Source organism: Terrabacter sp. 01T434 (genome assembly GCF_056398545.1).
On sequence record NZ_JBFTPP010000006.1, the window covers coordinates 71,574 to 96,598 of the forward strand.

At 70.7% G+C, this 25,025-nt stretch carries 26 protein-coding genes and 2 tRNA genes; 11 read left to right on the forward strand and 17 right to left on the reverse strand.

Going from position 1 to position 25,025, the window contains the following annotated elements; translation table 11 throughout:
• Nucleotides 1-208: 208 nt before the first annotated feature.
• Both AC1DIW_RS14170 and AC1DIW_RS14175 read right to left on the reverse strand, forming a co-directional pair.
• Entirely contained in the window at nucleotides 209-982 is a 774-nt protein-coding gene (locus tag AC1DIW_RS14170; protein WP_442280319.1) for a TIGR03936 family radical SAM-associated protein, read from the reverse strand.
• A 69-nt stretch (nucleotides 983-1,051) separates the two neighbouring features.
• The gene (locus tag AC1DIW_RS14175) at nucleotides 1,052-1,825 is read right to left on the reverse strand and encodes a lysophospholipid acyltransferase family protein (RefSeq protein ID WP_442280320.1); all 774 of its coding nucleotides are present in this window, start codon (nucleotides 1,823-1,825) and stop codon (nucleotides 1,052-1,054) included.
• A 244-nt stretch (nucleotides 1,826-2,069) separates the two neighbouring features.
• On the opposite strand from AC1DIW_RS14175, the gene valS reads away from it, so the two are divergent.
• The 8 genes from valS to AC1DIW_RS14215 all read left to right on the forward strand — a co-directional run bounded on the left by valS (nucleotide 2,070) and on the right by AC1DIW_RS14215 (nucleotide 11,441).
• Entirely contained in the window at nucleotides 2,070-4,736 is a 2,667-nt protein-coding gene (valS, locus tag AC1DIW_RS14180) for a valine--tRNA ligase (RefSeq protein ID WP_478108952.1), read from the forward strand.
• Between the two features lie 103 nt (nucleotides 4,737-4,839).
• Entirely contained in the window at nucleotides 4,840-5,595 is a 756-nt protein-coding gene (locus tag AC1DIW_RS14185) for a DUF4129 domain-containing protein (protein ID WP_478108954.1), read from the forward strand.
• Complete coding sequence (locus AC1DIW_RS14190) at nucleotides 5,592-6,143, forward strand: hypothetical protein (RefSeq protein WP_442280323.1); 552 nt, start codon at nucleotides 5,592-5,594, stop codon at nucleotides 6,141-6,143. Before AC1DIW_RS14185 ends, AC1DIW_RS14190 begins: the two co-directional genes overlap by 4 nt.
• 3 nt (nucleotides 6,144-6,146) lie before the next feature.
• Entirely contained in the window at nucleotides 6,147-7,139 is a 993-nt protein-coding gene (locus tag AC1DIW_RS14195; protein WP_478108956.1) for an AAA family ATPase, read from the forward strand.
• Nucleotides 7,140-7,145: 6 nt separating this feature from the next.
• Nucleotides 7,146-8,459 (forward strand): DUF58 domain-containing protein, encoded by a 1,314-nt coding sequence (locus AC1DIW_RS14200; protein ID WP_478108957.1) that lies wholly within the window; start codon nucleotides 7,146-7,148, stop codon nucleotides 8,457-8,459.
• 2 nt (nucleotides 8,460-8,461) lie between these two features.
• Complete coding sequence (locus tag AC1DIW_RS14205; protein WP_478108959.1) at nucleotides 8,462-9,031, forward strand: hypothetical protein; 570 nt, start codon at nucleotides 8,462-8,464, stop codon at nucleotides 9,029-9,031.
• Between the two features lie 132 nt (nucleotides 9,032-9,163).
• Nucleotides 9,164-9,832: a TetR/AcrR family transcriptional regulator gene (locus tag AC1DIW_RS14210; RefSeq protein ID WP_478108960.1), complete on the forward strand. Its 669-nt coding sequence runs from the start codon at nucleotides 9,164-9,166 to the stop codon at nucleotides 9,830-9,832.
• Nucleotides 9,833-9,893: 61 nt separating this feature from the next.
• Complete coding sequence (locus AC1DIW_RS14215; RefSeq protein WP_478108962.1) at nucleotides 9,894-11,441, forward strand: MFS transporter; 1,548 nt, start codon at nucleotides 9,894-9,896, stop codon at nucleotides 11,439-11,441.
• A 36-nt stretch (nucleotides 11,442-11,477) separates the two neighbouring features.
• Here AC1DIW_RS14215 and AC1DIW_RS14220 read toward each other — a convergent pair whose 3' ends face one another.
• The 9 genes from AC1DIW_RS14220 to tig all read right to left on the reverse strand — a co-directional run bounded on the left by AC1DIW_RS14220 (nucleotide 11,478) and on the right by tig (nucleotide 19,267).
• Nucleotides 11,478-12,131: a hypothetical protein gene (locus AC1DIW_RS14220; protein ID WP_478108963.1), complete on the reverse strand. Its 654-nt coding sequence runs from the start codon at nucleotides 12,129-12,131 to the stop codon at nucleotides 11,478-11,480.
• A 45-nt stretch (nucleotides 12,132-12,176) separates the two neighbouring features.
• On the reverse strand, nucleotides 12,177-13,454 hold the full coding sequence (clpX, locus tag AC1DIW_RS14225) for an ATP-dependent Clp protease ATP-binding subunit ClpX (protein WP_442280330.1): 1,278 nt from the start codon (nucleotides 13,452-13,454) through the stop codon (nucleotides 12,177-12,179).
• Nucleotides 13,455-13,600: 146 nt separating this feature from the next.
• A complete protein-coding gene (locus AC1DIW_RS14230) occupies nucleotides 13,601-14,254 on the reverse strand; it encodes a hypothetical protein (protein WP_442280331.1) in 654 nt (217 codons plus the stop codon).
• 152 nt (nucleotides 14,255-14,406) lie between these two features.
• The gene (locus AC1DIW_RS14235) at nucleotides 14,407-15,360 is read right to left on the reverse strand and encodes a DUF559 domain-containing protein (protein ID WP_442280332.1); all 954 of its coding nucleotides are present in this window, start codon (nucleotides 15,358-15,360) and stop codon (nucleotides 14,407-14,409) included.
• 161 nt (nucleotides 15,361-15,521) lie between these two features.
• Complete coding sequence (locus AC1DIW_RS14240; protein ID WP_478108965.1) at nucleotides 15,522-15,776, reverse strand: acyl-CoA-binding protein; 255 nt, start codon at nucleotides 15,774-15,776, stop codon at nucleotides 15,522-15,524.
• A 137-nt stretch (nucleotides 15,777-15,913) separates the two neighbouring features.
• Nucleotides 15,914-16,567: an ATP-dependent Clp protease proteolytic subunit gene (locus tag AC1DIW_RS14245; RefSeq protein ID WP_442280334.1), complete on the reverse strand. Its 654-nt coding sequence runs from the start codon at nucleotides 16,565-16,567 to the stop codon at nucleotides 15,914-15,916.
• A 30-nt stretch (nucleotides 16,568-16,597) separates the two neighbouring features.
• Complete coding sequence (locus AC1DIW_RS14250) at nucleotides 16,598-17,200, reverse strand: ATP-dependent Clp protease proteolytic subunit (protein ID WP_478109196.1); 603 nt, start codon at nucleotides 17,198-17,200, stop codon at nucleotides 16,598-16,600.
• A 254-nt stretch (nucleotides 17,201-17,454) separates the two neighbouring features.
• Nucleotides 17,455-17,754, reverse strand: a complete 300-nt coding sequence (locus tag AC1DIW_RS14255) for a hypothetical protein (protein ID WP_478108966.1) — start codon at nucleotides 17,752-17,754, stop codon at nucleotides 17,455-17,457.
• 166 nt (nucleotides 17,755-17,920) lie between these two features.
• Entirely contained in the window at nucleotides 17,921-19,267 is a 1,347-nt protein-coding gene (gene tig, locus AC1DIW_RS14260) for a trigger factor (protein ID WP_442280336.1), read from the reverse strand.
• 139 nt (nucleotides 19,268-19,406) lie between these two features.
• On the opposite strand from tig, the gene AC1DIW_RS14265 reads away from it, so the two are divergent.
• Nucleotides 19,407-19,922 (forward strand): hypothetical protein, encoded by a 516-nt coding sequence (locus tag AC1DIW_RS14265; protein ID WP_442280337.1) that lies wholly within the window; start codon nucleotides 19,407-19,409, stop codon nucleotides 19,920-19,922.
• 33 nt (nucleotides 19,923-19,955) lie between these two features.
• Here the strand turns inward: AC1DIW_RS14265 and AC1DIW_RS14270 are convergent, their stop codons facing one another.
• A complete protein-coding gene (locus AC1DIW_RS14270; RefSeq protein WP_442280338.1) occupies nucleotides 19,956-20,252 on the reverse strand; it encodes a DUF2087 domain-containing protein in 297 nt (98 codons plus the stop codon).
• A 128-nt stretch (nucleotides 20,253-20,380) separates the two neighbouring features.
• On the opposite strand from AC1DIW_RS14270, the gene AC1DIW_RS14275 reads away from it, so the two are divergent.
• Complete coding sequence (locus AC1DIW_RS14275) at nucleotides 20,381-21,331, forward strand: DUF1996 domain-containing protein (RefSeq protein ID WP_478108968.1); 951 nt, start codon at nucleotides 20,381-20,383, stop codon at nucleotides 21,329-21,331.
• Between the two features lie 142 nt (nucleotides 21,332-21,473).
• Here the strand turns inward: AC1DIW_RS14275 and AC1DIW_RS14280 are convergent.
• Nucleotides 21,474-21,544, reverse strand: a tRNA-Gly gene (locus AC1DIW_RS14280).
• A gap of 108 nt (nucleotides 21,545-21,652) precedes the next feature.
• On the opposite strand from AC1DIW_RS14280, the gene AC1DIW_RS14285 reads away from it, so the two are divergent.
• Nucleotides 21,653-21,726 (forward strand) — tRNA-Pro (locus tag AC1DIW_RS14285).
• An 87-nt stretch (nucleotides 21,727-21,813) separates the two neighbouring features.
• Here the strand turns inward: AC1DIW_RS14285 and trmB are convergent.
• The 4 genes from trmB to AC1DIW_RS14305 all read right to left on the reverse strand — a co-directional run bounded on the left by trmB (nucleotide 21,814) and on the right by AC1DIW_RS14305 (nucleotide 24,979).
• Nucleotides 21,814-22,575, reverse strand: coding sequence for a tRNA (guanosine(46)-N7)-methyltransferase TrmB (gene trmB / locus AC1DIW_RS14290; RefSeq protein ID WP_478108969.1), 762 nt, complete (start codon nucleotides 22,573-22,575; stop codon nucleotides 21,814-21,816).
• Nucleotides 22,576-22,627: 52 nt separating this feature from the next.
• A complete protein-coding gene (locus AC1DIW_RS14295; RefSeq protein ID WP_478108971.1) occupies nucleotides 22,628-23,689 on the reverse strand; it encodes a PP2C family protein-serine/threonine phosphatase in 1,062 nt (353 codons plus the stop codon).
• A gap of 97 nt (nucleotides 23,690-23,786) precedes the next feature.
• On the reverse strand, nucleotides 23,787-24,269 hold the full coding sequence (locus AC1DIW_RS14300) for a ribose-5-phosphate isomerase (protein WP_478108973.1): 483 nt from the start codon (nucleotides 24,267-24,269) through the stop codon (nucleotides 23,787-23,789).
• Nucleotides 24,270-24,343: 74 nt separating this feature from the next.
• Complete coding sequence (locus tag AC1DIW_RS14305; RefSeq protein ID WP_442280343.1) at nucleotides 24,344-24,979, reverse strand: mycothiol-dependent nitroreductase Rv2466c family protein; 636 nt, start codon at nucleotides 24,977-24,979, stop codon at nucleotides 24,344-24,346.
• Nucleotides 24,980-25,025: the final 46 nt, after the last annotated feature.

Sequence of the window (25,025 nt, forward strand, 5' to 3'; positions counted from 1 at the left end):
AGGCAGCCTCCCGTCAGGTGCGGTGTGACCCACACCCGGCCGGAGCCGCCGACACCGCACGAGTGCGGTTGCAGTCGTCGCGCCGCGTGTGCGACGGAACGGAAGTCGTCTCGCTACACCCGAAAACGGTTCGCGCTGGGCGCGGCCCCGTGATCGAATGCCGTCGGCGTTCTGGTCGGCAACCCTGTCGCCGTCATGACCTGGCAGGTCATTCCAGCGGGTCGGTCACCCTCACGTTTACGGTGTCGAGCGGTCCCTGCGCCAGTCGCGTCACCAGTGGGGGGCGCGGAGGCTGCAGGTCGGCGATCTCACGCAGCGCGGTCAGAATGTCGTCGGGGCGTACAGCCGGTGTGGTGTGCCGTACGACCATGCGAAGTATCGCACAGTCGGCCCCGACTTCGTGAGTCGTGACCGTGTCGGTGAGCGCGTCGCTCGGCGCGAGCACGCGGGCAGAGACGATCGAGCCACGCACGTCGAAGGTGCGCGGACCCGACTTCGTCAACCGGGTCACTTCAGCCGTGTCGCGCGCCAGCAGGGCCGCCACGGCCGCGTCGAGGACTTCCAGCGGCACGCCGGCGAACTCGAGCAGCCAGTCGCTGGCCTCGAGGCGGTCGGCGAGCGCCCCCGGCGGCGCCTCGACGACCTGGAGGATGTCGATCCCCCGGGGCAGGGCCTCATCGAGCGCGACACGCACGGAGTCGGGCTCGACGCGCTGGGTCACCGAGATCTCGAAGTACTCCGCCTCGCTGCCCGTGCCGGTGGCGGCCGCATTGGCATAGCTGATCTTCGGGTGCGGGTGGAAGCCTGCAGAGAAGGCCATCGGCACGTCCGCCCGCCGCAGCGCCCGCTCGAGCGCGCGCTGGAAGTCGCGGCTCGAGGTGAACCTCAGCCGCCCCCGCTTCGTGTAGCGGATCCGGAGCTTCTGGACCGCGGGATCCGGTGCCGGACCCTCGGGGACGCGCTGACGTGCCTGACGAGCCATGCCCGGAAGGCTAGCCCGTGGGGGCTCGCGGCCCCAGCCGGGCCGCAGCCCGACGCAGCGTCGGCGAGGTCAGTCGGTGGAGAAGCCTCGTCGCTCGTCGGCGCGGCGCTGCCGCTCGGCGGTGTCGGCCTCGTCGAGCCGGGTCGCCTCCGCGAGGGTCGGGGCCGTGCCGCCCAGACTGGCCGGGAGGTACTTGAGGTCGGGGCCGGTGAGCGGCTCGTAGGCCGCTCTCGCGACGTCGAGCAGGTCGGCCATGACCGCCTTGTACTGCCCGGTGACCGCCTCGGGGTCGGCGTCGGGCGCGACGGGGATCGGCTCACCCACGTTGATGAGGATCGGCACGTTCGTGCGCCCGAGACGCTTGGGGTGACCCTTCGTCCAGACCCGCTGGGAGCCCCAGATCACGACGGGCAGGATCGGCACGCCCGCCTCGATCGCCATCCGCGCCGCGCCGGTCTTGAAGTCCTTCAGCTCGAAGGAGCGGGAGATCGTCGCCTCGGGGAAGACCCCGACGATCTCGCCGGCCCGCAGCGCCGCAACCGCGGCGGCATACGACGCCGCGCCGGCGGTGCGGTCGACGGGGATGTGGTGCATGCCGCGCATGAGCGGGCCGCTCACCGGGTGGGAGAAGACGCCGTCCTTGGCCATGAAGCGCACGAGCCGGTCGGACTTCTGGGCGGCGAGGCCGGCGTAGGCGAAGTCGAAGTAGCCGGTGTGGTTGATGGTCATCACCGCTCCCCCGGTGCGCGGCACGTTGTCGTCGCCGAGGATGGTGAACTTCAGTCCCTGCATCGCGAAGACCCCACGGGCGACACCGATGACGGACGAGTAGACGGGCTCCATGGGGGACACTCTGCCCTGCGTCGCCACGCTTCGGCACGCCGATGCCGGCAACCCGGCGTGCCGTGGACCAGGGATGACCGTGAGCACGAGCGCTGCGGTGACGCACGCCACGCAGGCGACGGGTGCGACCTGCCCGATTGCGACGTCTGACTCGGGTACCCGGGGCGCCGGCGGAGCCGGCCACCCGGCATACGCCCCGAAAGGCGGTCGAGGGCACCCCGGCGGCCATGGAAGGATTGGGCGCATGACTGACACGCCTGCCACCACGACCTCGCGGATCCCCGAGCGGCCCTCGCTCGACGGGCTCGAGGAGAAGTGGATGCAGGTATGGGCCGAGCAGGGCACCTACTCCTTCGACCGCGAGAAGGCACTCGCCCTCCCGCGCGAGCAGGTCTTCGCCATCGACACCCCGCCGCCGACGGCGAGCGGCAGCCTGCACGTCGGCCACGTCTTCAGCTACACGCACACCGACTGCATGGCCCGCTACAAGCGCATGCAGGGCCTCGAGGTGTTCTACCCGATCGGCTGGGACGACAACGGGCTGCCGACCGAGCGCCGCGTGCAGAACTACTACGGCGTGCGCGGCGACGCGAGCCTGCCCTACGAGGCGGGCTTCACCCCACCCTTCGAGGCGGGCGTGGACGCGAACGGCAAGGCCATCAAGGCGGCCGACCAGCGCCCGATCAGCCGCAAGAACTTCATCGAGCTGTGCGACGTGCTCACCGTCAAGGACGAGGTGACCTTCGAGTCGCTCTTCCGTCGCCTCGGCTTCAGCCTCGACTGGAACATCACCTACCGCACCATCGACGAGCGGTCGCGCGCCGTCGCGCAGCAGGCGTTCCTGCGCAACCTCGAGCGCGGAGAGGCCTACCAGAGCGAGGCCCCGGGCCTCTGGGACGTGACGTTCCAGACCGCCGTCGCGCAGGCCGAGCTCGAGGCGCGCGACTACCCCGGCGCCTACCACCGCGTCGCGTTCCACCGTGACGGCGGCGAGCCCGTGTACATCGAGACGACGCGACCCGAGCTCATCCCGTCGGTCGTGGCGCTCATCGCGCACCCCGACGACGAGCGCTACCAGCCGCTCTTCGGCACGACGGTGACCTCGCCGCTCTTCGGCGTCGAGGTGCCGGTGGTCGCGCACCACGCCGCCGAGATGGACAAGGGCGCCGGCATCGCCATGTGCTGCACGTTCGGCGACCTCACCGACGTCATGTGGTGGCGCGAGCTCCAGCTGCCGATCCGCTCGCTCATCACCCGCAACGGCCGGCTCCAGGCCGAGACGCCAGAGTGGCTCGTCGGTGGCCCGGGCGAGGAGCTATATGCCGGGTCGCTCGCGACCAAGACGACGTTCAGCGCCCGTGAGGCCGTGGTCGCCGCGCTGCGCGAGTCGGGTGACCTCGACGGCGAGCCGCAGAAGACCCAGCGCAAGGCCAACTTCTACGAGAAGGGCGACAAGCCGCTCGAGATCGTCACCTCGCGCCAGTGGTACATCCGCAACGGCGGCCGCGACGAGGCGCTGCGCTCCAAGCTCGTCGGCATGGGCGAGACGGTGGACTTCCACCCGGCCTTCATGCGCTCGCGCTACAAGAACTGGGTCGAGGGCCTCAACGGCGACTGGCTCATCTCGCGCCAGCGCTTCTTCGGCGTGCCCTTCCCGGTCTGGTACCCCGTGACCGCCGACGGCGAGACCGACCACGACCACCCGATCGTGGCTCCGGAGTCTGCGCTGCCCGTCGACCCGCAGATCGACGTGCCGCAGGGCTACGAGGAGAGCCAGCGCGGCGTGCCCGGTGGTTTCGTCGCCGACCCCGACATCATGGACACGTGGGCGACCTCGTCGCTGACGCCTCAGATCGCCGCCGGCTGGCCGGTGCGCGAGGGCGCGGCAGAGGCCGACCGTCTCGGCTCCGACGAGGCGCTCTTCTCGTCCCTCTTCCCCTACGACATGCGCCCGCAGGCACACGACATCATCCGCACCTGGCTCTTCGCCACGGTGACGCGCTCCTACCTCGAGCACGGCGTCGCGCCCTGGAAGCACGCGGCCATCAGCGGCTGGATCCTCGACCCGGACCGCAAGAAGATGAGCAAGTCCAAGGGCAACGCCGAGACGCCCGAGGACGTCGTCAAGGCCAACGGCGCCGATGCCGTGCGCTACTGGGCGGCCTCCGGCCGCCTCGGCACGGACGCCGCGTACGACACCGGTCAGATGAAGGTCGGCCGTCGGCTCGCGATCAAGGTGCTCAACGCCAGCAAGTTCGCCCTCGGCTTCGGTGACGTCTCGGGCGACCTCCGTGCCGCGGTCACGAACCCTCTTGACCTGTCGATGCTCGCGGCGCTCGTCGACGTCGTCGACAAGGCCACCCAGGGTTTCGAGAGCTGGGACTACACTCGCTCGCTCGAGGCCACCGAGACCTTCTTCTGGACCTTCTGCGACGACTACCTCGAGCTCGTCAAGGACCGTGCCTACGGCGGCCAGGGCGACGAGGCGGCCGCGAGCGCCCGGGCGGCGCTCCGCCTCGCCCTCGAGACCCTGCTGCGCCTGCTCGCCCCGTTCATCCCGTACGCGACCGAGGAGGTCTGGTCCTGGTTCGGCCAGGGCTCGGTGCACCGCCAGTCCTGGCCGACGCGCGACGAGCTCCCGGCAGGTGGGGACCCGGCGCTCCTCTCGTCCGTCGGTGCGGCCCTCGCCGGGGTGCGCAAGGTCAAGTCCGAGGCGAAGGTCGGCATGCGCGCCGAGGTGCGCACCATGACCCTCGTCGCCCCCGCCGCGTCCGTCGCGCACGTGCGGGCCGCCGAGTCCGACCTGCGCGCCAGCGGACGCATCAGCGAGCTGGCGTATGCCGAGGGTGACGTCGTCGAGGTCCGCGACGCCGAGCTCGTCCCCGTCGAGAAGGCGCCGAGCAAGGCCTGATCGTCCCGCGGCACCACGGAGCGTTGCCGTCCTGACTTCTCAGGACGGCAACGATCGGACCGCTAGCCGGGTGCCGACGACCCCGCTGGCATAGGGTCTCCGCATGTCGAGACGGGGGCTGCAGACCGCCATCCTCGGTGGTGCCGTCGTCATGGCCGCACTGGTCGTGGCTGCGCTGGGCCAGCCCGTGCCCCTGCTGTCAGGCCCAGCAGAGGTGCAGACGATCCCGCCCCTGCCCACGGTGACCTCCCCGCAGCCGTCGGCGACGACCCCGCTGCCGACGGCGACATCGACGGCGACACCCTTCGACCCCTCGCCCGTGCTCATCGTCCTCGTCCAGGTCATCCTCGTCCTGGCGGCGCTCGCGGTCGTCCTCGCCCTGGCCCAGCTCCTCCGGTCCCTCCTGCGACGACGGCCGCACCTCGAGCTCCACGAGGAGCCTGACTTCGCCATCCCGCTCGTGCCGAGCGAGCTGCTCGAGGCTGCGCGGGAACGGTTGCAGGACCTCGAGTCCGGCGAACCGCGCAACGCCATCGTGGCGGCGTGGCTCGGCCTCGAGACGTCGGCAGCCGCGACCGGACTGCCCCGGCTCGCGGCCGAGACGTCGACCGACTACACCGAGCGGGTCATCGGCGTGTGGCCCGTGGACTCGGAGCGGCTGGGCGACCTCGCGGCGCTCTACCGGGAGGCTCGCTTCTCCGTCCACGAGCTCGGCGAGACCCACCGTGACCGCGCCATCAACGATCTCCGGGTGCTCATCGCCGACCTCGAACAGGTCGCCACCCGGCAGGCGGCCGAACGGGCCCCGCATCCGGTCGAGCCGGCGATCCCCCGCGGCACACGAAGGGAGGGGGCGTGACCAGCTCTCCGGACGGCATACCCCCACGGTCGCGCACCCTCCTGACGGCGCTGCGTCCCTGGCGGCGGCGGCTCGTCGGCCTGCTCCTCACGTGGGTCGTCCTCTCGGCGCTGACGGCCGCGCTCGGCCTCGCCCCGGACGTGCCCGTGCTCCTTGCGATCATCGTCGCCACGGCCCTGCTGCTCTGGCACCTCCTCGACCACACCGCGCCGCAGCACCTCACGGTGTGGCCTCTCGTCGACGGCGACTTCGCGAGCCCCTCGAGGGGCAACGACTTCCGCGTCACCAACCTCGCGGCTCGGCTCGAGGCCGCCGACACCCGCAGGGAGGGGCGCGAGAGCGTCGTGCACGACGTGCACCTGCAGCTGCAGGTGCTCATCCGCGAACGGCTCTACGCCAAGCACGGGATCGTCGCGGAGGAGGAGCCCCGCTGGGCCCAAGGGGCCACGCCGCCCGAGCTGTGGGACCTGCTCGTCGGACTCCCACCGCCAGACCTCTACCGCCCGCAGCGCCTGGACCCCATCCTCCGACGAATCGAGCAGTGGTAACGCATGACCGAGATGAACCTGGCCCGCGTCAGTGAGCTGAGCAGCGCCGTCCTCGACGAGGTCGACCGCGCGGTCGTCGGCAAGCGCGAGACGCTGCGGCTCGTGCTGTCGGGCATCCTCGCCGGCGGGCACGTCCTCATGGAGGACTTCCCCGGACTGGGCAAGACGCTTGCCGCGCGCAGCTTCGCCCAGACGCTCGGACTCGACTTCAAGCGCGCCCAGTTCACCCCCGACCTCCTGCCCGGGGACATCACCGGGTCGTTCGTCTACGACCAGCGCGCGGGCGAGTTCGAGTTCCGGGCCGGTCCGCTCTTCGCCGGCCTGCTCCTCGCCGACGAGATCAACCGCACGCCTCCGAAGACCCAGGCGGCGCTGCTCGAGGCGATGCAGGAGAAGCAGGTGACCGTCGAGGGCCGGACGTTCCAGCTGCCGCGCCCCTTCCACGTCCTCGCGACCGCGAATCCCGTTGAGTACGAAGGGACCTACCCCCTGCCCGAGGCGCAGCTCGACCGCTTCCTCATGCGCATCTCGTTCGGCTACCCGACGCCCGACGAGGAGTGGGAGATCCTGTCGAACCGCATGGCCCGTCAGCGCGAGGAGCAGGAGCTGTCCCCCGTCGTCGACGCCGAGCAGCTGCTCGCCATGCAGGCCGCCGTCGAGGCGACGGCCGTCGACGAGTCGGTCGGCCGCTACTGCGTCGCGCTGGCCGCGGCGAGCCGTGTCCACGGCGACGTCCTCATGGGCGCCTCCCCGCGCGGCTCGCTCGGCCTGCTGCTCTGCGCCCGGGCGTATGCCGTCGTCGACGGCCGCGACTACGTGACCCCCGAGGACGTCAAGGCCGTCGCGGTGCCCGTCCTGGCGCACCGCATCACCGTCAAGCCCGAGCTGTGGATGAGCAACGCGTCCGGGCACAGCATCGTCGAGAGCCTGCTGCGGACCGTCGCGACCCCGTCGGCGCGCGAGCACCTCGCCGCCGGCCCGACCGCGGGCGCCTGACCGACCATGCAGCCGTGGCACCCCCATCGGACCGCGACCCGTCGACTCGGCGGGTGGGAGCCCACGGCTGCCCACCAGCGCGCCATCGTCCTCGCGGCCGCGGGCGCCATCGTCGCGGTCATCGGCCGGCGTGCGGACCTCCTCGTCATCGTCACGCCGCTCGTCGTCGCCGCCATCTGGGGGCACCTCGTGCGGCCGCGGGACGAGGTCACGGGCACGGCACGCCTCGGGGACACGACGCTTCGGGAGGGCGCGGTCACCGGCCTGCAGGTGACCGTCGAGCCGCCCCTGCCGGATCTCCACGGCGTCGTCACCCTGGCCCAGGCACCGTGGGTGGAGCGCAAGCCCTCGAGCGGGATCGCCGAGCTCGAAGGAGGCGCAGCCGCTCTCGGGGTCCGGTCGACCCGCTGGGGCCGCCGCCGGGTGGGCACCGTCAGCATCGCGGTCGCCAGCACCTGGGGAGCCTTCCGCGCCGGTCCGGTCGACCTGCCGGACCTCGACGCCGCCACCCTGCCCGTGCCGGCGTCCTTCGACGCCAGCGCGCCGACCCCGCACCCGCGTGGCATCGTCGGGCTCAACCGCTCGAACCGGCCGGGGTCCGGCTCCGAGTTCAACACGATCCGCCAGTTCCATCCCGGTGACCGGCTGCGCCGCATCCACTGGCCCGTGTCGATGCGCACCGGCACCCTGCACGTCACGTCGACGTTCACCGACGAGGACGCCCACGTCTTCCTGCTCGTCGACTGCTTCAGCGACCTCGGTCCCAGGGAGGGCATCGACGGACGCCCGACGAGCCTCGACGTCACGGTGCGTGCTGCGGCCGCGATCAGCGAGCACTTCCTGCGGAGCAGCGACCGCCTGACGCTCCGCACGGTCGGCGCGGCCGAGGTCCCCACGCTCGGGGTCGGGTCCGGCACGAACCACCTCCGTCGCGTGCTCGACACCCTCGCCGCCATCTCGCCCGCGACGGAGCGCCGTGACACCGGCGACCGCGCCGTCCGGGGCGTCGACCCGAATGCCCTGTGTCTGGTCCTGTCGCCGCTCATCGACCCGACGATGGTGACGATGGCGCACACCCTCGCCGCCCGCGGGATCACCGTCGTCGTCGTCGACACCTTCCCCGAGCACCTCGTCGCCGACCCGACGAACGTCTACCAGGCGCTGGCCTGGCGGATCCGGCTGCTCTCCCGCGACGCCGAGGTCCATGCCCTTCGGCTGCGCGGCGTCCCCGTCGTGCCGTGGCGCGGTCCCGGGTCACTGGACCAGGTGCTGCGCGACATCGCCCGGCGCGCCTCCGCCCCGCGGATGGCGAGGCGGTGACCGTGTCCGATCGTGACCGGCAGCGGGTCCGGGTGCGCCGCGCCGTGCACTTCGGCGCCGGCCCAGAGTGGTCGCTGAGCCAGGTGGGTGCGACGGTCGCGGCGATGGGTGGCGTCGCCGTCTACCTCGGTAGCCTGTCCCTGGCGGTCGGTGGGTTCGACGCCGTGTGGTGGGCGCTCGTCCTGCTGCCGTTGCTCACCATGGCCTGGGCGGGCTCGGCGGCTCCCCTCGTCTACTGGGCACTGCTGCTCTACGGCTGGTTCAACCTCGCCCCGGCAGGGAGCTTCTCCTGGTGGTCGCTGCCGGCGGCCGCAGGGTGCGTCGTGGGGCACGCCGCGACCGCCTTGTCCGCCTCGTCGCCGCCGGCCGGGTCGTTCACCTCGCGGACGGCCCGTCGCTGGGCGCGCCACACCGGCCTGGCCTTCGCTGCGGCCGTGCCCGTCGCCGTGCTCGCCGGACTCCTGGCCGGGCGTCCGCTGGGACTCGTCCCCGCGGCATACGTCATCGGGCTCGGAGGGGTCGCGGTCGGCCTGTGGGTCGTGCGCACGAGCCCGCCCGTCGAGCGGGAGTGAGCCGGGCCGGACGTCCCCGCGGTCGGCAGGGCACGGGCTCGGACACGACGTTTGCCTTTCGCCGGAAGGCGACCTATGGTTTCGATGAAACGAAACAGTTTCGTTTCATCGGGGGCAGGGTCGGGGGTGAGCATGAGCACTACCAGCGCGAGCACGACCAGCGCGAGCACGACCAGCGCGAGCACGACGGACGCAGCGCACGCGAGCCGCCCGCGCGTCGCCGGTGACCGCGAGGTCGAGATCCTCGAGGCGGCGATCGACGTCCTGCGCGAGTCCGGCTACGACCGGCTCACGTTCGACGCCGTCGCCAGCGCCGCCCGGGCGTCCAAGGCGACGCTCTACCGACGCTGGCCGCACAAGCGCGACCTCGTCATCGACGCCGTCGGACTGTTCATCGACTGCCCCGCCGAGCAGGACCCCGACACCGGGAACCTCCGCGGCGACCTGCTCGCCCAGGCCTGCGCCGACGGGGGCCTCGACGACGAGGTCGTCATCGGCACGTGGGGGGCACTCCTTCCCGTCATCCACCGTGAGCCAGAGCTGGCGAACGGCATCCACGAGCGGTTCCTGGCCCCCAAGCTCGAGGCCACCCGCACCATCTTCGAGCACGCCCGACAGCGAGGTGAGATCGGCGCCGACGCCGACCTCGACACCCTGCTGATGATCCTGCCGTCCCTGTCGATCCACGAGGCACTGCTCTCCGGACGTCGACCCGGGCCGGACCGCATCGCCGAGTTCGTGGACAGCGTCGTCCTCCCGGCGTGCGCCGCCACCCTCGCAGCCGCGCCCAGCACCCGCTGAGCCGGACCGCGACCAGGCGTCCACACACCACCATTCCCGCATGCCTTCGAGAGGAACGCCCATGTCTTCGACCACGGTGGAGCAGGTGAACGAGCCCACGGGCGAGTTCACCTCCCACGACACCCCGCCGAAGCGCCTCGGCCTGGCGCTCTTCGTCATCTGCGCCGCGCAGCTCATGATCGTGCTCGACGGCACCATCGTGAACATCGCACTCCCCCACATCGAGACCGACCTCGGCTTCAGCCAGGCCAACCTCCAGTGGGTCATCACGATCTACACGCTCGCCTTCGGTGGCGTGCTGCTCCTCGGCGGCCGCCTCGGCGACCTCTACGGTCGTCGACGCATGTTCGTCTGGGGCATCGTGCTGTTCACGCTCGCCTCGCTCGTTGCCGGCGTCGCGCAGAACGAGACGATGATGCTCGCCGCCCGCGCCGTGCAGGGCCTCGGCGGCGCGCTCGCCGCGCCCAACGCCCTCGCGCTCATCACGACGACCTTCCCGGCCGGCAAGGAGCGCAACCGCGCCATGGGCGTCTTCGCGGCCATGTCGGGCGCCGGAGCCGCCATCGGCCTCATCCTCGGTGGTGCCCTGACGGAGATCGACTGGCGCTGGAACTTCTTCATCAACCTGCCCATCGGCATCGTCGTCGCGTTCCTCGCGCAGCGCATCCTCACCGAGTCCGAGGACGGCCGGGGCTCGCTCGACGTCCCCGGCGCGATCACCTCGATCGTCGGCCTGTCCACGCTCGTCTACGGCCTGACGCATGCCGCGAGCACCTCGTGGGGCGATGCCACGACGATTGCCTACCTCGCCGTCGGTGTCGCGCTGCTCGTCGCGTTCGTCGTCATCGAGACCCGTGTCGCGCACCCGCTCCTGCCGATGCGCATCCCGGGTGACCGCACCCGCGGCACGTCGTACTTCGTCATGCTCATCGTCGGCGCCGGCATGTTCGCGATGTTCTACTTCCTCGGCATCTACATCCAGAGCATCCTCGGCTACTCCCCGCTCAAGACCGGCCTGGCGTTCCTGCCGTTCTCGGTCGGCATCGTCGTCGCGGCGCAGGTCGCGAGCTTCCTCATCGCCAAGGTCGACCCGCGCTGGATCTCGGGCGCCGGCGCGGGCTTCGCGACGCTGGGCATGTGGGGCTTCACGCACCTGACGCCGCAGAGCACGTATGCCTCGGGCCTGCTCCCGTGGATCGTCGTCCTCGCGTTCGGGCTGGGACTGATCTTCGTGCCGCTGACCCTCACGGCGGTGCACGGCGTCGCTCACGAGGACTCCTCGGTCGCCTCGGCCGTGCTCAACACGATGCAGCAGGTCGGTGGCACCCTCGGCCTCGCGACGCTGAGCACGATCTTCGTCAACAACATGGGCGACAAGGTCGCCGAGCTGACCGCGAAGCTGCCCCAGGGCGGCCCCGCGCCGACGAAGGACCAGCTCGCCGCGGCGCAGAAGATGATCGCCGACGAGGCGTTCACCTACGGCGCCAGCAGGGCCTACCTCGTGGCCGCGATCATGATCGCGGTCGGCGGCATCGTCACGCTCGTCGCGCTGCACGTGCGGCACCAGGAGCTCGCGACCGACGGCGCAGCCCCGGCGCACATGGGCTGACCCCCACACCAATCGAGAGAGCAATCCGTCCCCGCGTCAGGCGGGGACGGATTGCTCTTTCGATTCTGCCCAGACGACGGCCCACGGGACGTCCCAGCCGGCGATCGCGAGCCTGCGCTCGACGAAGGCCTGCTTCGGCAGGTCGACGACCCGACCGACCGACGGCTCGTAGACGTCGAGCTCCTGCTCCCCCGTGGGCGGCATGACGAGCACGACGTGCCGCGGAGTCCAGGCGTTGCCGACGTAGAGCAGCGCGGGACGGCCGGCACGCACCCGGGCCTGGAGCCCGGCATACGCACGCTCGAGACCCGCGCGGCCGCGGTGGCGCACCCACGCGACGGTGTAGTCGGCCGCCGGGTCGGCCGCGCCGAACTCGAGCTCGTTCAGCGCTCCCCACGGTGGCGTGCCGAGGGCCCGCGGCCACGGCAGCTGCAGGCGGCGACCGGCGCCCACGAGGGCATTGGTGCGGGACGCGACGACCTGCTCGTACGCCGCGAACCGCTGCGCCTCGGTGCCGTGGTCGGGCCGGTCACCGTCCTGGGCATCCTTGCGTATGCCGTCCCGGATCCACCCCGCGAAGGCGGGGTTGGCGAGCATGCGGGCGACGGTCAGGGACGCCGACCCGCACGTGGTGCTCGTCTGCTGCACGGGCGCGTGATCGCCGGCGACGAGCCGGAAGGGAGCAACCACGACGGGCCTCCGTTCACGCGAGAGTGTGCCGCGCGTCCCTCAGGATCAGGCGGATTCCTTGCGCGGGCGCTTGGCGCGGGGCTCGGCCTCACGGCGGACGATCGTCGGGTTGACGTTGTCGAGGACGACCTCGCGGGTCACGACGACGCGGGCGATCTCGTCGTCGCTGGGCACGTCGAACATGACGGGCAGGAGGACTTCCTCCATGATGGCGCGCAGGCCGCGGGCACCGGTGCCGCGCAGCAGCGCCTGGTCGGCGACCGCCGCGATGGCGTCCTCGGTGAACTCGAGGTCGACGCCGTCGATCTCGAACATCTTCTGGTACTGCTTGACGAGCGCGTTGCGCGGCACCGTGAGGATGTTGACGAGGGCCTGCTGGTCGAGCGGCGCGAGGGTCGTCAGGACGGGCAGTCGGCCGATGAACTCCGGGATGAGGCCGAACTTCAGCAGGTCCTCCGGCATGACGTCCTGGAAGCTGTCGCCGAGGTCCTTCGGGTTGTGCAACGGCTGGCCGAAGCCGAGGCCCTTGCGACCCGATCGCGACTCGATGATCTTCTCGAGACCAGCGAAGGCGCCGCCGACGATGAAGAGCACGTTGGTCGTGTCGATCTGGATGAACTCCTGGTGCGGGTGCTTGCGCCCACCCTGCGGCGGGACCGACGCGGTCGTGCCCTCGAGGATCTTGAGCAGCGCCTGCTGCACGCCCTCACCGGAGACGTCGCGGGTGATCGACGGGTTCTCGCTCTTGCGGGCGATCTTGTCGACCTCGTCGATGTAGATGATGCCGGTCTCGGCCTTCTTGACGTCGTAGTCGGCCGCCTGGATGAGCTTGAGGAGGATGTTCTCGACGTCCTCGCCGACGTAGCCGGCCTCGGTCAGGGCCGTGGCGTCGGCGATGGCGAACGGCACGTTGAGCATCTTGGCCAGGGTCTGGGCGAGGTAGGTCTTGCCCGAGCCGGTGGGGCCGATGAGCAGGATGTTGGACTTCGCGATGTCGATGTGGTCGCCGTCGCGCTTCACGCCCTCACCGGCCTGGATGCGCTTGTAGTGGTTGTAGACGGCGACGGCGAGGGACTTCTTCGCGACGTCCTGCCCGATGACGTAGTTCTCGAGGAAGTCGAAGATCTCGCGCGGCTTCGGCAGGTGGTCGAGGCCCAGCTCGCTGCTCTCGGCGAGCTCTTCCTCGATGATCTCGTTGCAGAGGTCGATGCACTCGTCGCAGATGTACACACCGGGACCGGCGATGAGCTTCTTGACCTGCTTCTGGCTCTTTCCGCAGAAAGAGCACTTGAGGAGGTCTCCGCCTTCTCCGATGCGTGCCACCGATTCGCTCCTGGTTCGTCGGCGCCGAACGCTGGGGTGCACCCGGCCAGCCCCACAGGAGGGCCGACTCCATTAGACGACGAAGGGGGCCACCCTCGCTCGCGCAACGCCGTTTGTCCGCTGATGGCGGACAAACGGCGGCGCGGTCACATATCCGGCATTTTCGTCGAATCGGGCCCTGCCGAACCGTCCTCGCCCGGCCGGCCACGCCGCCTGCCGGCGAGGAGGCCAAGGCCGACCGCCAGCGCGAGACCGCCGACGATCACGACGAGCAGACCCACGAGCGCGATGACGAGCATCGTCGTCAGCGACATCCCACCGCCACCGAGATCGGGGGCGACGCTCCCCACCAATCCCGGCGCAGCCGTACTCGGCGGGGATGCCGTGCCCGCGGCCGCGAGCAGGGCACGTCCGGAGGCTGTCGAGGGATCCTCCAGCCCTTGGCAGGTGTCGAGCACGAGCCGGCCGTCACGCGCCGACGCCGCGAAGACCTGGAGCCGGCCGTGCTCCGGAGCGACCGGGCCGCACGCGTCCTGGGCGATGACGTAGGTCGTGGTCGCCGCCCGGCCCTTGAAGACCTGGGCCACGTCCAGCGCCCAGACGACGTCATGTGGGCTGCTCGAGCCGCCAGGGTCGTCGACGTCCGCGACCGCCCCGGTGACGATGACCGCGTTGCGGCTGACGACCTCGTCCGGTGTCGCGGCGGCGCAGGAGCACGCCGCGGCGACGGATGCCGGCGCGACCACCGAACCGAGCAGCAGACCCAGCACCACGAGGACGCGGGCGACCGGTGACCTCATGCGCTGCAGCGTACGACGCGACAGTCCGCCATCTGGCGCGGTGTCGTGGCGCGAAGGACCCGTCTCACGCAACAAGTGACCAGATGGCGCGGGTCGGCGGTCCGCGCGGCCGCTTGGACGCAACAACCGACCAGATGGCCCCGTGTCTCGGTTCACGCGGGGACCGCGACATCGCCCGGCAGGCTCGGGAAGTGCCGTCGCCACTCGTCCGACAGCCGCGGAACGCGCATGCCGCGAGCCCGCATCACTCCAGTGATCCGACCGAGCGTGCGGGCGGGCGTGCGGTGGACGTCCTTGGAGCGCACGACGACGAGGCGCACGCCGTTGCCGTCCATCCACTCGCGCCGGTCGATGTCGTGGTCCCACTGCTCGTCCGACTCCGCGTGCTGGCGGCCGTCGTACTCGATGACGACCCCGTGGCTCGGATAGGACAGATCGAACCGGAACCGCACCGTGCCGTCTGCCCACCGGACCTTGTGGTTGACCGTGGGCTCGGGCAGACCGGCCAGCACCATGAGGAGGCGGAGCCGGCTCTCCATCGGAGAGTCCACCTCGGCGCGGACCAGCGCTGCCGCTCTCCGCGCGAGCAGGCACCCCCTGCCCCGGCGCGTCCGAGCGGCTTCGAGGAGCTGCTCGACCGTACAGCGCCCCTTGCGCACGAGAGAGTCCCCGAGGACGACGAGATCCACCAGCCCCAGGTGCGTACTCAGATCGAGGAACGTGTCGACGGGTGTCGTGACGAGGACGCCCTGTGTCGTCGTGCCCCGCTGGCCCGCCCGCGGCCGATGGGCCTTGAGGCCGCTGCCGCGCGGCCGCCCGACGCACGTCACGTGGATCAGCCCGTCGTCGGGGACGATCGCGCCCCACAGACGTGCTGCCGTGTGGTGCGACACGACACCCTTCCCGCCTGCGGCGAGCAGCCCGGCCTGAGCGAGCAGCAGCGGCGTGAGCGGCGCTGTCGCCGCCACGTAGACGCCGCGCAGCAGGCGACGGAACCGGCCCGAGCGCAGATCCCACGGTGTGATCCCGTCCGGTGGCGAGAGCACCCGGCGCCCTGTCGACGGATCGGTCGTGGTGCCGACCCGGAACGGCTGTCGTGACGACATGGGTCGATCGTGGCTTGCCGCTCGGCCTCGGGACGGCCGGCATCCACAGGCACGCCCAGGTCCCCCAGCGACCCGGCGCCACGTGGCGACTTGTCGCGCTGGCACCGTCGGACGCACCACGACAACCCGCCAGGTGGCGGTGAACGGCGGACGGAACCGAGTCAGGCGGCGGTCAGGTCGCGGACGATCGCGACGTACTGCTCCTGCGCTGCCTCGGTCGACGTGCCCGACAGCTTGGCCCACGCGTCGTACTTGGCGCGCCCGACGGGGTTCGTGAAGCCGGGGCGCGAGCCGGTCGCGTCACCGGCCGTGGCCTGCTTGAACAGCCCGTAGAGCTTGAGCTTGACGTCGTTCCCCGGGTCGGTCGACAGCCCCTTGACCGCCTCGACCGCCTGCTCGAACTCCGCACTCGCCATGACTGGACCTCCACGCTCGACGCCGTGTTCACGTCCATCCAAGCAGGTGCGCAGAATCGAAAGAGCAGTTCGTCCGCCTCAGCGCCCACGCGGGGCGCCGACCAACGGCGGACGAACTGCTCTTTCGATCGGGAGAGTCAGACCTCGAGGGAGGCCTTGCGCGAGGCGAGGACCTCGTCGATGAGGCCGTAGTCCTTGGCGTCCTCGGACGAGAGGATCTTGTCGCGCTCGATGTCGGTGCGGACCTGCTCGGACGTGCGGCCCGTGTGGTGCGCGAGGGTGTCCTCGAGCCACGTGCGCATGCGGAGCACCTCGTTGGCCTGGATCTCGATGTCCGAGGCCTGGCCGTAGTCGCCGCCCGAGAGCGCCGGCTGGTGGATGAGGATGCGGGCGTTCGGCAGGGCGAAGCGCTTGCCCGGCGCGCCGGCGCCGAGGAGCACCGCCGCGGCCGAGGCGGCCTGGCCGATGACGAAGGTCTGGATGTCGGGCCGAACGAACTGCATCGTGTCGTAGATCGCCGTCATGGCGGTGAACGAGCCACCCGGGCTGTTGATGTACATGAGGATGTCGCGGTCGGGGTCGAGCGACTCCAGCACGAGCAGCTGGGCGATGATGTCGTCGGCCGACGCGTCATCGACCTGCACGCCGAGGAAGATGATGCGGTCCTCGAAGAGCTTGTTGTAGGGGTCGGACCGCTTCATGCCGTACGAGGTGCGCTCCTCGAACTGCGGCAGGATGTAGCGGCTCGACGGTGCGGCGACCGCGAGGCGGTTGGTGGGTTCGATGTTCATGCGTGTCTCCAAGTCCTGTTCAGGCCGCGGTCAGTTCTCGCCCTTGGCATCGGCCTGGCCGACACCCTTGCCCTCGACCGCCTGGTCGGACCGGCTGAAGACGTGGTCGACGAAGCCGTAGTCCTTGGCCTCCTCCGCGCTGAACCAGCGGTCGCGGTCGGAGTCCTTCTCGATCTGCTCGACGGTCTGGCCGGTGTGCTCGGCGATGAGCTGCGCCATCTGCTTCTTGACGTAGAGCATCTGCTCGGCCTGGATCTTGATGTCGGTCGCCGTGCCGCCGATGCCGCCCGAGGGCTGGTGCATCATGACGCGGGCGTGGGGCGTGGCGTAGCGCTTGCCCTGCGTGCCGGCCGAGAGCAGGAACTGGCCCATCGAGGCGGCCATGCCCATCGCGACGGTGGCGACGTCGTTGGGGATCCAGTTCATCGTGTCGAAGATGGCCATGCCGGCAGAGATCGATCCGCCGGGGCTGTTGATGTAGAGCCAGATGTCCTTCTCGGGGTCCTCGGCCGAGAGCAGCAGCAGCTGCGCGGCGATGGCGTTCGCGTTGTCGTCGCGGACGTCGGACCCGAGGAAGATGATCCGCTCCTTGAGCAGGCGGTTGTAGATGTGGTCGTCCAGACCACCCGGCATGCCGTTGCCGTTGGCGGAGGTCTCCGAATTCACCGTGTCTCCATCGTCGAAGTGGTCCAGCCTCTCGCCACGGGAGGTGGCGCCGGCTGGCTCGTCACTGACCCTAACGCCCCACCCCTCGGGCAGATTTCCCGAACCGCGCCGTGTTCGCCGTGAGCGCACAAACCTGAGCCGGTCCGACGCAACCACTCGCGCCCGCACGCGCGGACCCCGCCCTGCGTATGCCGCCGGGCGGGGTCCATGGGAACGCGCGGTCACTCGTTCAGGCCGTTGTCCTGCCCTGCGTCCACGGCGTCGGACTCGGCACCGTTCGTCTCTGGCGCGGCCTCGTCGAAGGAGCCGTTGCCACCTCCCTCGGAACCGGCCTGGTCGAGGGAGCGGTCGCGCGGCTCGGCGACGGGGTTGCTGCCGTCGAGGTTGCCGCGGTCCGCGTCGTCACCCGAGCCCTGGGCCGCAGCGCTGCCGCTGTCGCGGCGGGGGACGTTCGTGCCGTCGGGGTCGGTGCTGTTGATGTCGGTGTCCGCCATGCCGGCGGACTCGTCGGTGCTGCTCATCTCTGGCTCCCTCGTCGAGGTGCGAGCCGCCGGGCGGCGACCGTCCGTCACGTACCCGCGCCACCCGCCCGACAACCCGCAGGTCACCCGACGGTCGGGACCCGGGTACACGTGAGGCCGGCTCCCGCGCGGGAGCCGGCCTCACGGCATTCGTGGTGTCAGACGGTCAGGCGTCGGCCTTCTCGGCCTGCGCGTCGTCGGCAGCCTCGTCGGCGTCGACAGCGGCGTCGGCCTCGTCACCCTCGGTGCCGGGGACGGCCTCGTTGAGGTCGATGACGTTGCCGGCGGTGTCCTTGACGGCGACCTTCTCGAGGACCGTGGCGAGCGCCTTGCGGCGGGCGACCTCGGCGACCATGGCGGGGATCTGACCCTCCTGGTCGAGCGACTGCGCGAACTGGTTGGGGTCCATGCCGTACTGCTGCGAGCTCATGACGAGGAACTCGATGAGCTCCTGCTGCTCGACCTTGACCTCTTCCTTCTCGGCGATGGCGTCGAGCACGAGCTGGGTCTTGAGGCCCTTGCGGGTGCTCTCGCCGACCTCGGCGCGGTGCTCGTCGTCCTCGAGACGACCCTCGCCCTCGAGGTGGCTGTGCACCTCGGCCTCGACGATGCTCTCGGGGATCGGCACCTCGACCTTCTCGAGGATGGCCTCGAGGAGCTTGTCACGGGCCGCAACACCCTGGGCGAACTTGGCGTCGACCTCGGCCTTGGCGGTGAGGTCGGCCTTGAGCTCCTCGAGCGTGTCGAACTCGGAGGCCAGCTGGGCGAACTCGTCGTCGAGCTCGGGGAGCTCGCGCTCCTTGACCGCGGTGACGGTCACGGTGCAGTTGGCGTCCTGGCCCTCCTGGTCGCCACCGGCGAGGGGGGCGGTGAACTGCTTGGTCTCGTCGGCCGTCATGCCGAGGAGGGCCTCGTCGAGACCGTCGAGCATGTTCTTGCTGCCGACCTCGTAGGAGACACCGGTCACCTCGTCGATCTGCTCGCCGTCGATCTCGGCGGACAGGTCGATGGAGACGAAGTCGCCGTCCTGGACGGCACGGTCGACGCCCTTGAGCGTGCCGAAGCGGGCGCGGAGGTCGGTGAGGCGCTGCTCGACCGCCTCGTCCTCGACCTTGGCCTCGTCGACGGTCAGCTCGATGTCGCTGAAGTCGGGCAGCTCGATCTCGGGCCGCTTGTCGACCTCAGCGGTGAAGACGAAGTCCTCGCCGTCGGTCGCGGGCACCTGGAGGTCGGTGATCTCGGGCTGGCCGAGCGGGCGGACCTCGTTCTCCTCGAGGGCCTGGCCGTAGAACGTCGGGAGGGCGTTGTTGACGGCCTCCTCGAGGACGGCCGCGCGGCCGACGCGCTGCTCGATGATGCGAGCGGGGACCTTGCCCTTGCGGAAGCCGGGCACCTGGATGTGCTCACCGATGTGCTTGATGGCCGCATCGAGGCTCGGCTTGAGCTCCTCGAACGGGACCTCGACGGTCATCTTGACCCGGGTCGGGCTGAGGGTCTCGAGCGCACTCTTCACTGCGGGTTACTCCATTGGGGTGGTGCCGACGTGTCGTCGACGGTGAATGGACGGGCCAGCGCACCATGCTATCGGGCGCGCGGCCGATGGCTAAATGCGCGGATCGTCCGCGGACGCCGCCCGCCTATGCTCGGGACCCATGAGCACCTCTCCCGGACCGTTCACCTCCCCCGAGAGCGCTGCCCTGCGGCCGATCCAGATGGTCTCGGTCGCGGTCGGCATGGGGGCCCTGATGCTGAGCGTGGTGCGCATCCTCGTCGACCCGTCCGCGCCGATGCCGTCGCCGTGGGCGGTCGGCATCGTGCTGGCCACGCTCGTCGCCTCGGCCACGCTCATCCGCTACGTCGGGTATGCCGTCCCGGCCCTCCCGCACGGCCTGCCGCGGGAGAACGCCGAGACCACGAGCCTGCGTTACTTCACCTCCACGACGACCCTGCGGGTGGCGCTCGCCGAGGCTCCGGTGCTCGTCGCGTTCGCGTGCTCGTTCGCGTTCACGCCGCACTCGTGGCTGCCGTTGCTCATCGCGCTTCCGGGCGGCCTGGCGCTGTTCTGGGTCCACGGGTGGCCGTCGGCCCGCACGGCGGCCGCGGTCGAGGCCGGCCTCGAGGCCGACGGCGCGGAGAGCTGGCTCAGCGAGACGCTCGGCTTCCGCTGAGCTCGGTCTCGATGGCGTATGCCGTGTGGCCGGTCAGGCGACCGTGCCGCCGCTGCGCCAGTACTGCCCGTCGGCCCGGTCGAGGAAGCCCTCCTCGACGAGGTAGCGACGCAGTGCCGCGACATCGGGGTGGAAGGCACGCAGCCGGTTGTTGACCTGCGTCTCGTCGTAGCGCTCCCCCGGGTCGAACTCCTGCGCGAGCAGGTCGAGCACGACGAGGCGCTTGCGGATCTTGGTGGGGATGCTCGTCAGGGTGCCGTCGGGAGCAAGGAAGGCGCGGAGCACGGCGTCGCGGTCGCGTAGGGCCTCGTGCAGGTCGGGGCGGAACATGCCAGCCACCGTAGGAACGCACGGGTTGCGAGGTCCAGTCGTTTGTGCTGCAGGGACACTGAACGCCACCCCAGTCCCACCCGCCACAAAACGGGTGATATCACACGATGTCCGGTAGCCTCCGCCGCATGAACCATGCAACACCTCCCTCCATCGCACCATCCCGGCGCGTCCTCCTGCCGATCGCCATCGTGGTCGGCCTCATCACGGCACTGCTCCTGCCCGCCGGCGCGGCGTCCGCGCTGGGCAAGGTCAAGTGCGACGTGTCCGGGCAGCCGGCGGTGGCGGTCGGCTCCTACGACCCCATCGTCAACCACAACTCCCCCGGCCCGTCGATGCACGAGCACCAGTTCTTCGGGAACATCGCCTGGCACTCGCTGGCCAACCCCAACGCCGCGAACTACGCCGACCTCGTCGGCAAGGCCACCAACTGCCGCAACGTCCTCGGCCTGTCGTACAGCGCCGACTCGGCCGGGTACTGGACCCCCACCCTGCGCTACGTCTCCGGCCCGAAGGCTGGGCAGCTGATCCCCGCGCAGCAGTTCACCGCCTACTACCGCAGCGCGTCGGGTGACACGTTCGGCGCTGCGCAGCCGATCCCGGCAGACACGCGCCTCATCGGCACCCGCTACAACTGGTCGTGCGGGATGAAGTCCGGCGCCCGCTCCGCGCCGGTCCAGAGCATCCCCGACTGCACCGGCCTGTCGGGCAAGCCGGGGCTGACGCTGACCGCGCACATCGACTTCCCCTCCTGCTGGGACGGCGTCAAGCCGAACCACACGGCGGCCCAGAACGGTGACACCAGGGACAACGCGCACTACGCGTACGCGGTCGCGAAGAAGTGCCCCGCAGGGTTCCCCATCGGTGTGGCCGAGCTGCGCGAGACGATCCAGTTCCCCTATGTGGGCAACGGCACGGACGTGGCGCTGTCCTCGGACAAGATGATGGGCACCAGCGACGGCCGCTCCCTGCACGCTGACTTCTGGCAGACGTGGAGGGACAAGGAGTTCGGCGACTTCCTCAAGACGTGCATCGTCTCCCAGACCGCCGCGTACAGCACCTCCAAGTGCGACCCGTGACCTGACCCGCCCGGAGACCCCTCCACCGCGACACTGACTGAGCCCCGCTCACCTTCGGGTGAGCGGGGCTCAGGACGTCTTGAGGGTTGGATGCCGACCTGCAAAAGCGTTCAGCGCCAAGCTGTTTCGTGCTGACAATCGGAGCGGGCGACGAGAATCGAACTCGCGTGATCAGTTTGGAAGACTGAGGCTCTACCATTGAGCTACGCCCGCAAGGCGCCGGTCGTGCCGGCGACCCGCTGCGCTAGCCTACTGGTTCGCGTCCGGTCCGCTGAAATCGACCCGCCCGCGGGCGCGTTCGCGTCCGGCACCCGGACGCGACGGGGCATGGCGCAGTTTGGTAGCGCGTCCGCTTTGGGAGTGGAAGGTCGCAGGTTCGAATCCTGTTGCCCCGACCGTGTGATGTCCCGGGACATCGAGACGAGCCGGACCTACGCAAGGTAGGTCCGGCTCGTTCGTTGCCGGGCTGCGCCCGGGCGGCGTCAGTCGGTGAGGTCCAGACGGAGCTCGTTGATGGCGCGCCCCACGGCAATCCCCTTGGCCTCGAAGCCATCTCGCGGCCGCCACTGGGGACGGTCGACCCGGTGGGCCTCGAAGCGCGGATGAGCGGCAACCTCGGCCAGCGCGTGCTCGGCGTAGAAGTCCTGGTCGGTGGCGATGAGCACGTGCCCACCGGGCTTGAGGGTGCGGGCGAGCAGGTCGAGGTTCGCGGGACTGACGAACCGCCGCTTCGTGTGCTTCTGCTTGCGCCACGGGTCGGGGAAGAAGAGGTGGACGGCGTCGAACGTGGCGTCGTGTACCCGCTCCTCGAGGAAGAGCACCGCGTCGCCGATCTCGACGCGCAGGTTGGGCACCCCGGCCTCATCGGCGTCGGCGAGCATCCGGGCGAGTCCGGGGGTGTGGACGTCCATGGCGACGATGTCGTGCTCGGGGAAGGCCGCGGCATACGCGATCGCCGCATGCCCGTGCCCGCAGCCGATCTCGAGGACGACGGGCGCCCTTCGCCCGAACGCGGCCGAGGCGTCGAAGGGGCCCTCGGGCAGGGACCGGGACGGCGCGAGGCGCTCGACGCGTTCCCTGGTCAGGGACGACAGCCGCCCACGGCGGACGAACGTGCGCACCCGTGCCGGCGTGACGCCCGGCGGCAGGTCGGGGACGGCGTGCTCCTTGCGGCCCGTCGACGCGGCCGGCGCGCTCGCCGTCCGGATGGGCACGGCATCGGTTGAGTCTGGCTGTTGGCTCACCCCGGCATCGTAGTGAGCGGTGGCGATGGCCGACGCACGCGCCGGCGACGGCTCAGGTGCGCCAGATGGTGACGACGGCGCGGTCGTCGCCGAGGCCGGCCGCGGCCTGGTCGCAGAGCCGCTGGGCGAGCCCCTCGAAGCCGGTGCGGACGAACGACTCGGCCCGGCCGAGCATGCGGTCGATGCCGTCGACCAGGGTCTTGTCGCGGGCCTCGATGACGCCGTCGCTGTAGAGCACGAGCGCGTCACCGCGACGGAGCGTGCCCGTCTCGCGGGGGTAGGTGGCATGGTCGATGACACCGAGCAGCGGCCCCCGCCCACCGGAGAGCATCCGCCACCGGCCGGAACCCGCCGCGAACTGGGCGGCCGCCGGGTGGCCGGCGTACCCGATGGTGAAGTTGCCGGTCTCGAGGTCGACGGCGAGGTGCACGGCCGTGGCGAAGCCCTCGTCCCAGCGCAGCCGCAGCAGGTGGTTGTTGGCGGACTGGAGGAAGCGCCCCTCGCTCATCTCCCCCAGCAGGCCGCCGAGCGCACCGGAGAGCAGCAGCGAACGGGTGCCTGCCTCACGGCCCTTGCCCGACACGTCGACCAGGGCGATCTCGAGGGTGGCGCCATCGGTGGAGCGGCTCGCCACGACGAAGTCACCGGCGAACCCGTCGCCGTAGGCGGACTCGAGGGCGACCTCGGCCCGCCACGAGGGTGGCAGGGGCGGCAGCTCGCCCTGGGCCCGGAGCCGGTCCCGCATGTCGACGAGCATCGACTCGCCGCTGACACCGACGACGCCGACCTGGGCGCGGGCGTGCGAGAGCCACAGCATGAGCGTCATGATGGCGACGGTCACGATCTGCGCGCCGGTGTTCGCGGGCTTCAGCTCGCCGAGGTAGGCGCCGAGGATCGACATGGCGAGGAAGAGGCCGATGTAGACCACGAGCAGCAGACGGGGCTCGAGGAAGAGGCCCGAGAGCACGACGACGAACGCATACACGCCCCACGGCACGTAGTCCGGCCAGAGGACGACCGACACCGTCGCCGCGACGCCCAGGGCGAGGAAGGCGCTGACGAGAACCCACGGTGCTCGGCCCAGCCACGCGCCCAGCTGACGGAGGCGTCGCACCGGTCCGGCAGCGTAGTGAGAGCGCCGAGAGACGACGCTCTCGATCCTGGACACGTGCCTCCTCGCCGTGATGGAGGGGACGGCGGACGCCAAGCAGTCAGCCCGCGGACGAATCCGGCAAAGCCGGCAAGTCCCCCGTGTTCTCGTACGCCGAAACCATACCCAGACGCCGGCTGTGGCGCGCCTCATCGGTGAAGTTCGTCGCGACGAAGGTGTCGACGATCTCCTTGGCGACGTCGTCCGGCGTGAACCGGGCGCCGATGGAGACGACCTGGGCGTTGTTGTGCTCGCGCGCCAGGCGTGCCAGCTCGGCGCTGTAGGCCAGGGCCGCCCGGATGCCCGAGACCTTGTTGGCGGCGATCTGCTCGCCGTTGCCCGAGCCGCCGAGCACGACACCGAGGGATCCCGGGTCGGCCGCGACGGCCTCGGCCGCCCGCAGCACGAAGACCGGGTAGTCGTCCTGCGCGTCGTAGCCGAACGGGCCGTGGTCGACGACGTCGTGGCCGGCGTCGCGCAGGTGGGCGGCGAGGGACTGGTGGAGCTCGTATGCCGCGTGGTCGCCGCCGATGTGGATGCGCATGTCCGTCCTTGGGTGCGTCGGAGTGGTGTCTTGAGGAACCGGGGTGCTGCGGGGTGGAAGGAGCGAGGTCCGTCTCAGGTGAGGATGGGGCCCTGGGTGCGGCTGCGCTTCAGCTCGTAGAAGCCGGGGATGCCGGCGACGAGCACGCAGCCGTCCCAGAGTCGCGCGGCGTCCTCGCCCTTCGGGGCGGGCGTCACGACCGGGCCGAAGAACGCGACGCCGTTGACGGCGATGATCGGCGTGCCGACGTCGGTGCCGACGAGGCTGATCCCGCGCTTGTGGCTGCGGTGCAGCGCCGCGTCGTGCTTCTTGTGGTGGGCCTCCTTGGCGAGCGCCGCGGGCAGGCCGACCTCCTCGAGCGACTCGCGGATGACCTGGTCGAAGTCGGCGATCTTGCGCAGGTGGATGCGGGTGCCCATGGAGTCGTAGAGGGGCTTGATGACGGAGTCTCCGTGCGCCTCGGCGGCGGCGATGATGACGCGGACCGGGGCCCACGCCTCGTCCATGCGCGCCCGGTAGGCGGCGTCGAGGTCGTGCCGGTGCTCGTTGAGCACCGCAAGACTCATGACCGACCACGTCACGTCGAGGTCGCGCAGCGTCTCGACCTCCATCAGCCAGCGCGACGTCATCCACGCCCACGGACAGATCGGGTCGAACCACATCTCGACGGTGTCACCGCTCGTCTTCGGGCTGTCCTTCACATCGACCATGCGGCCCATCATGGCACTGCCCCTGACGCACCGATTGCGGTGGTGG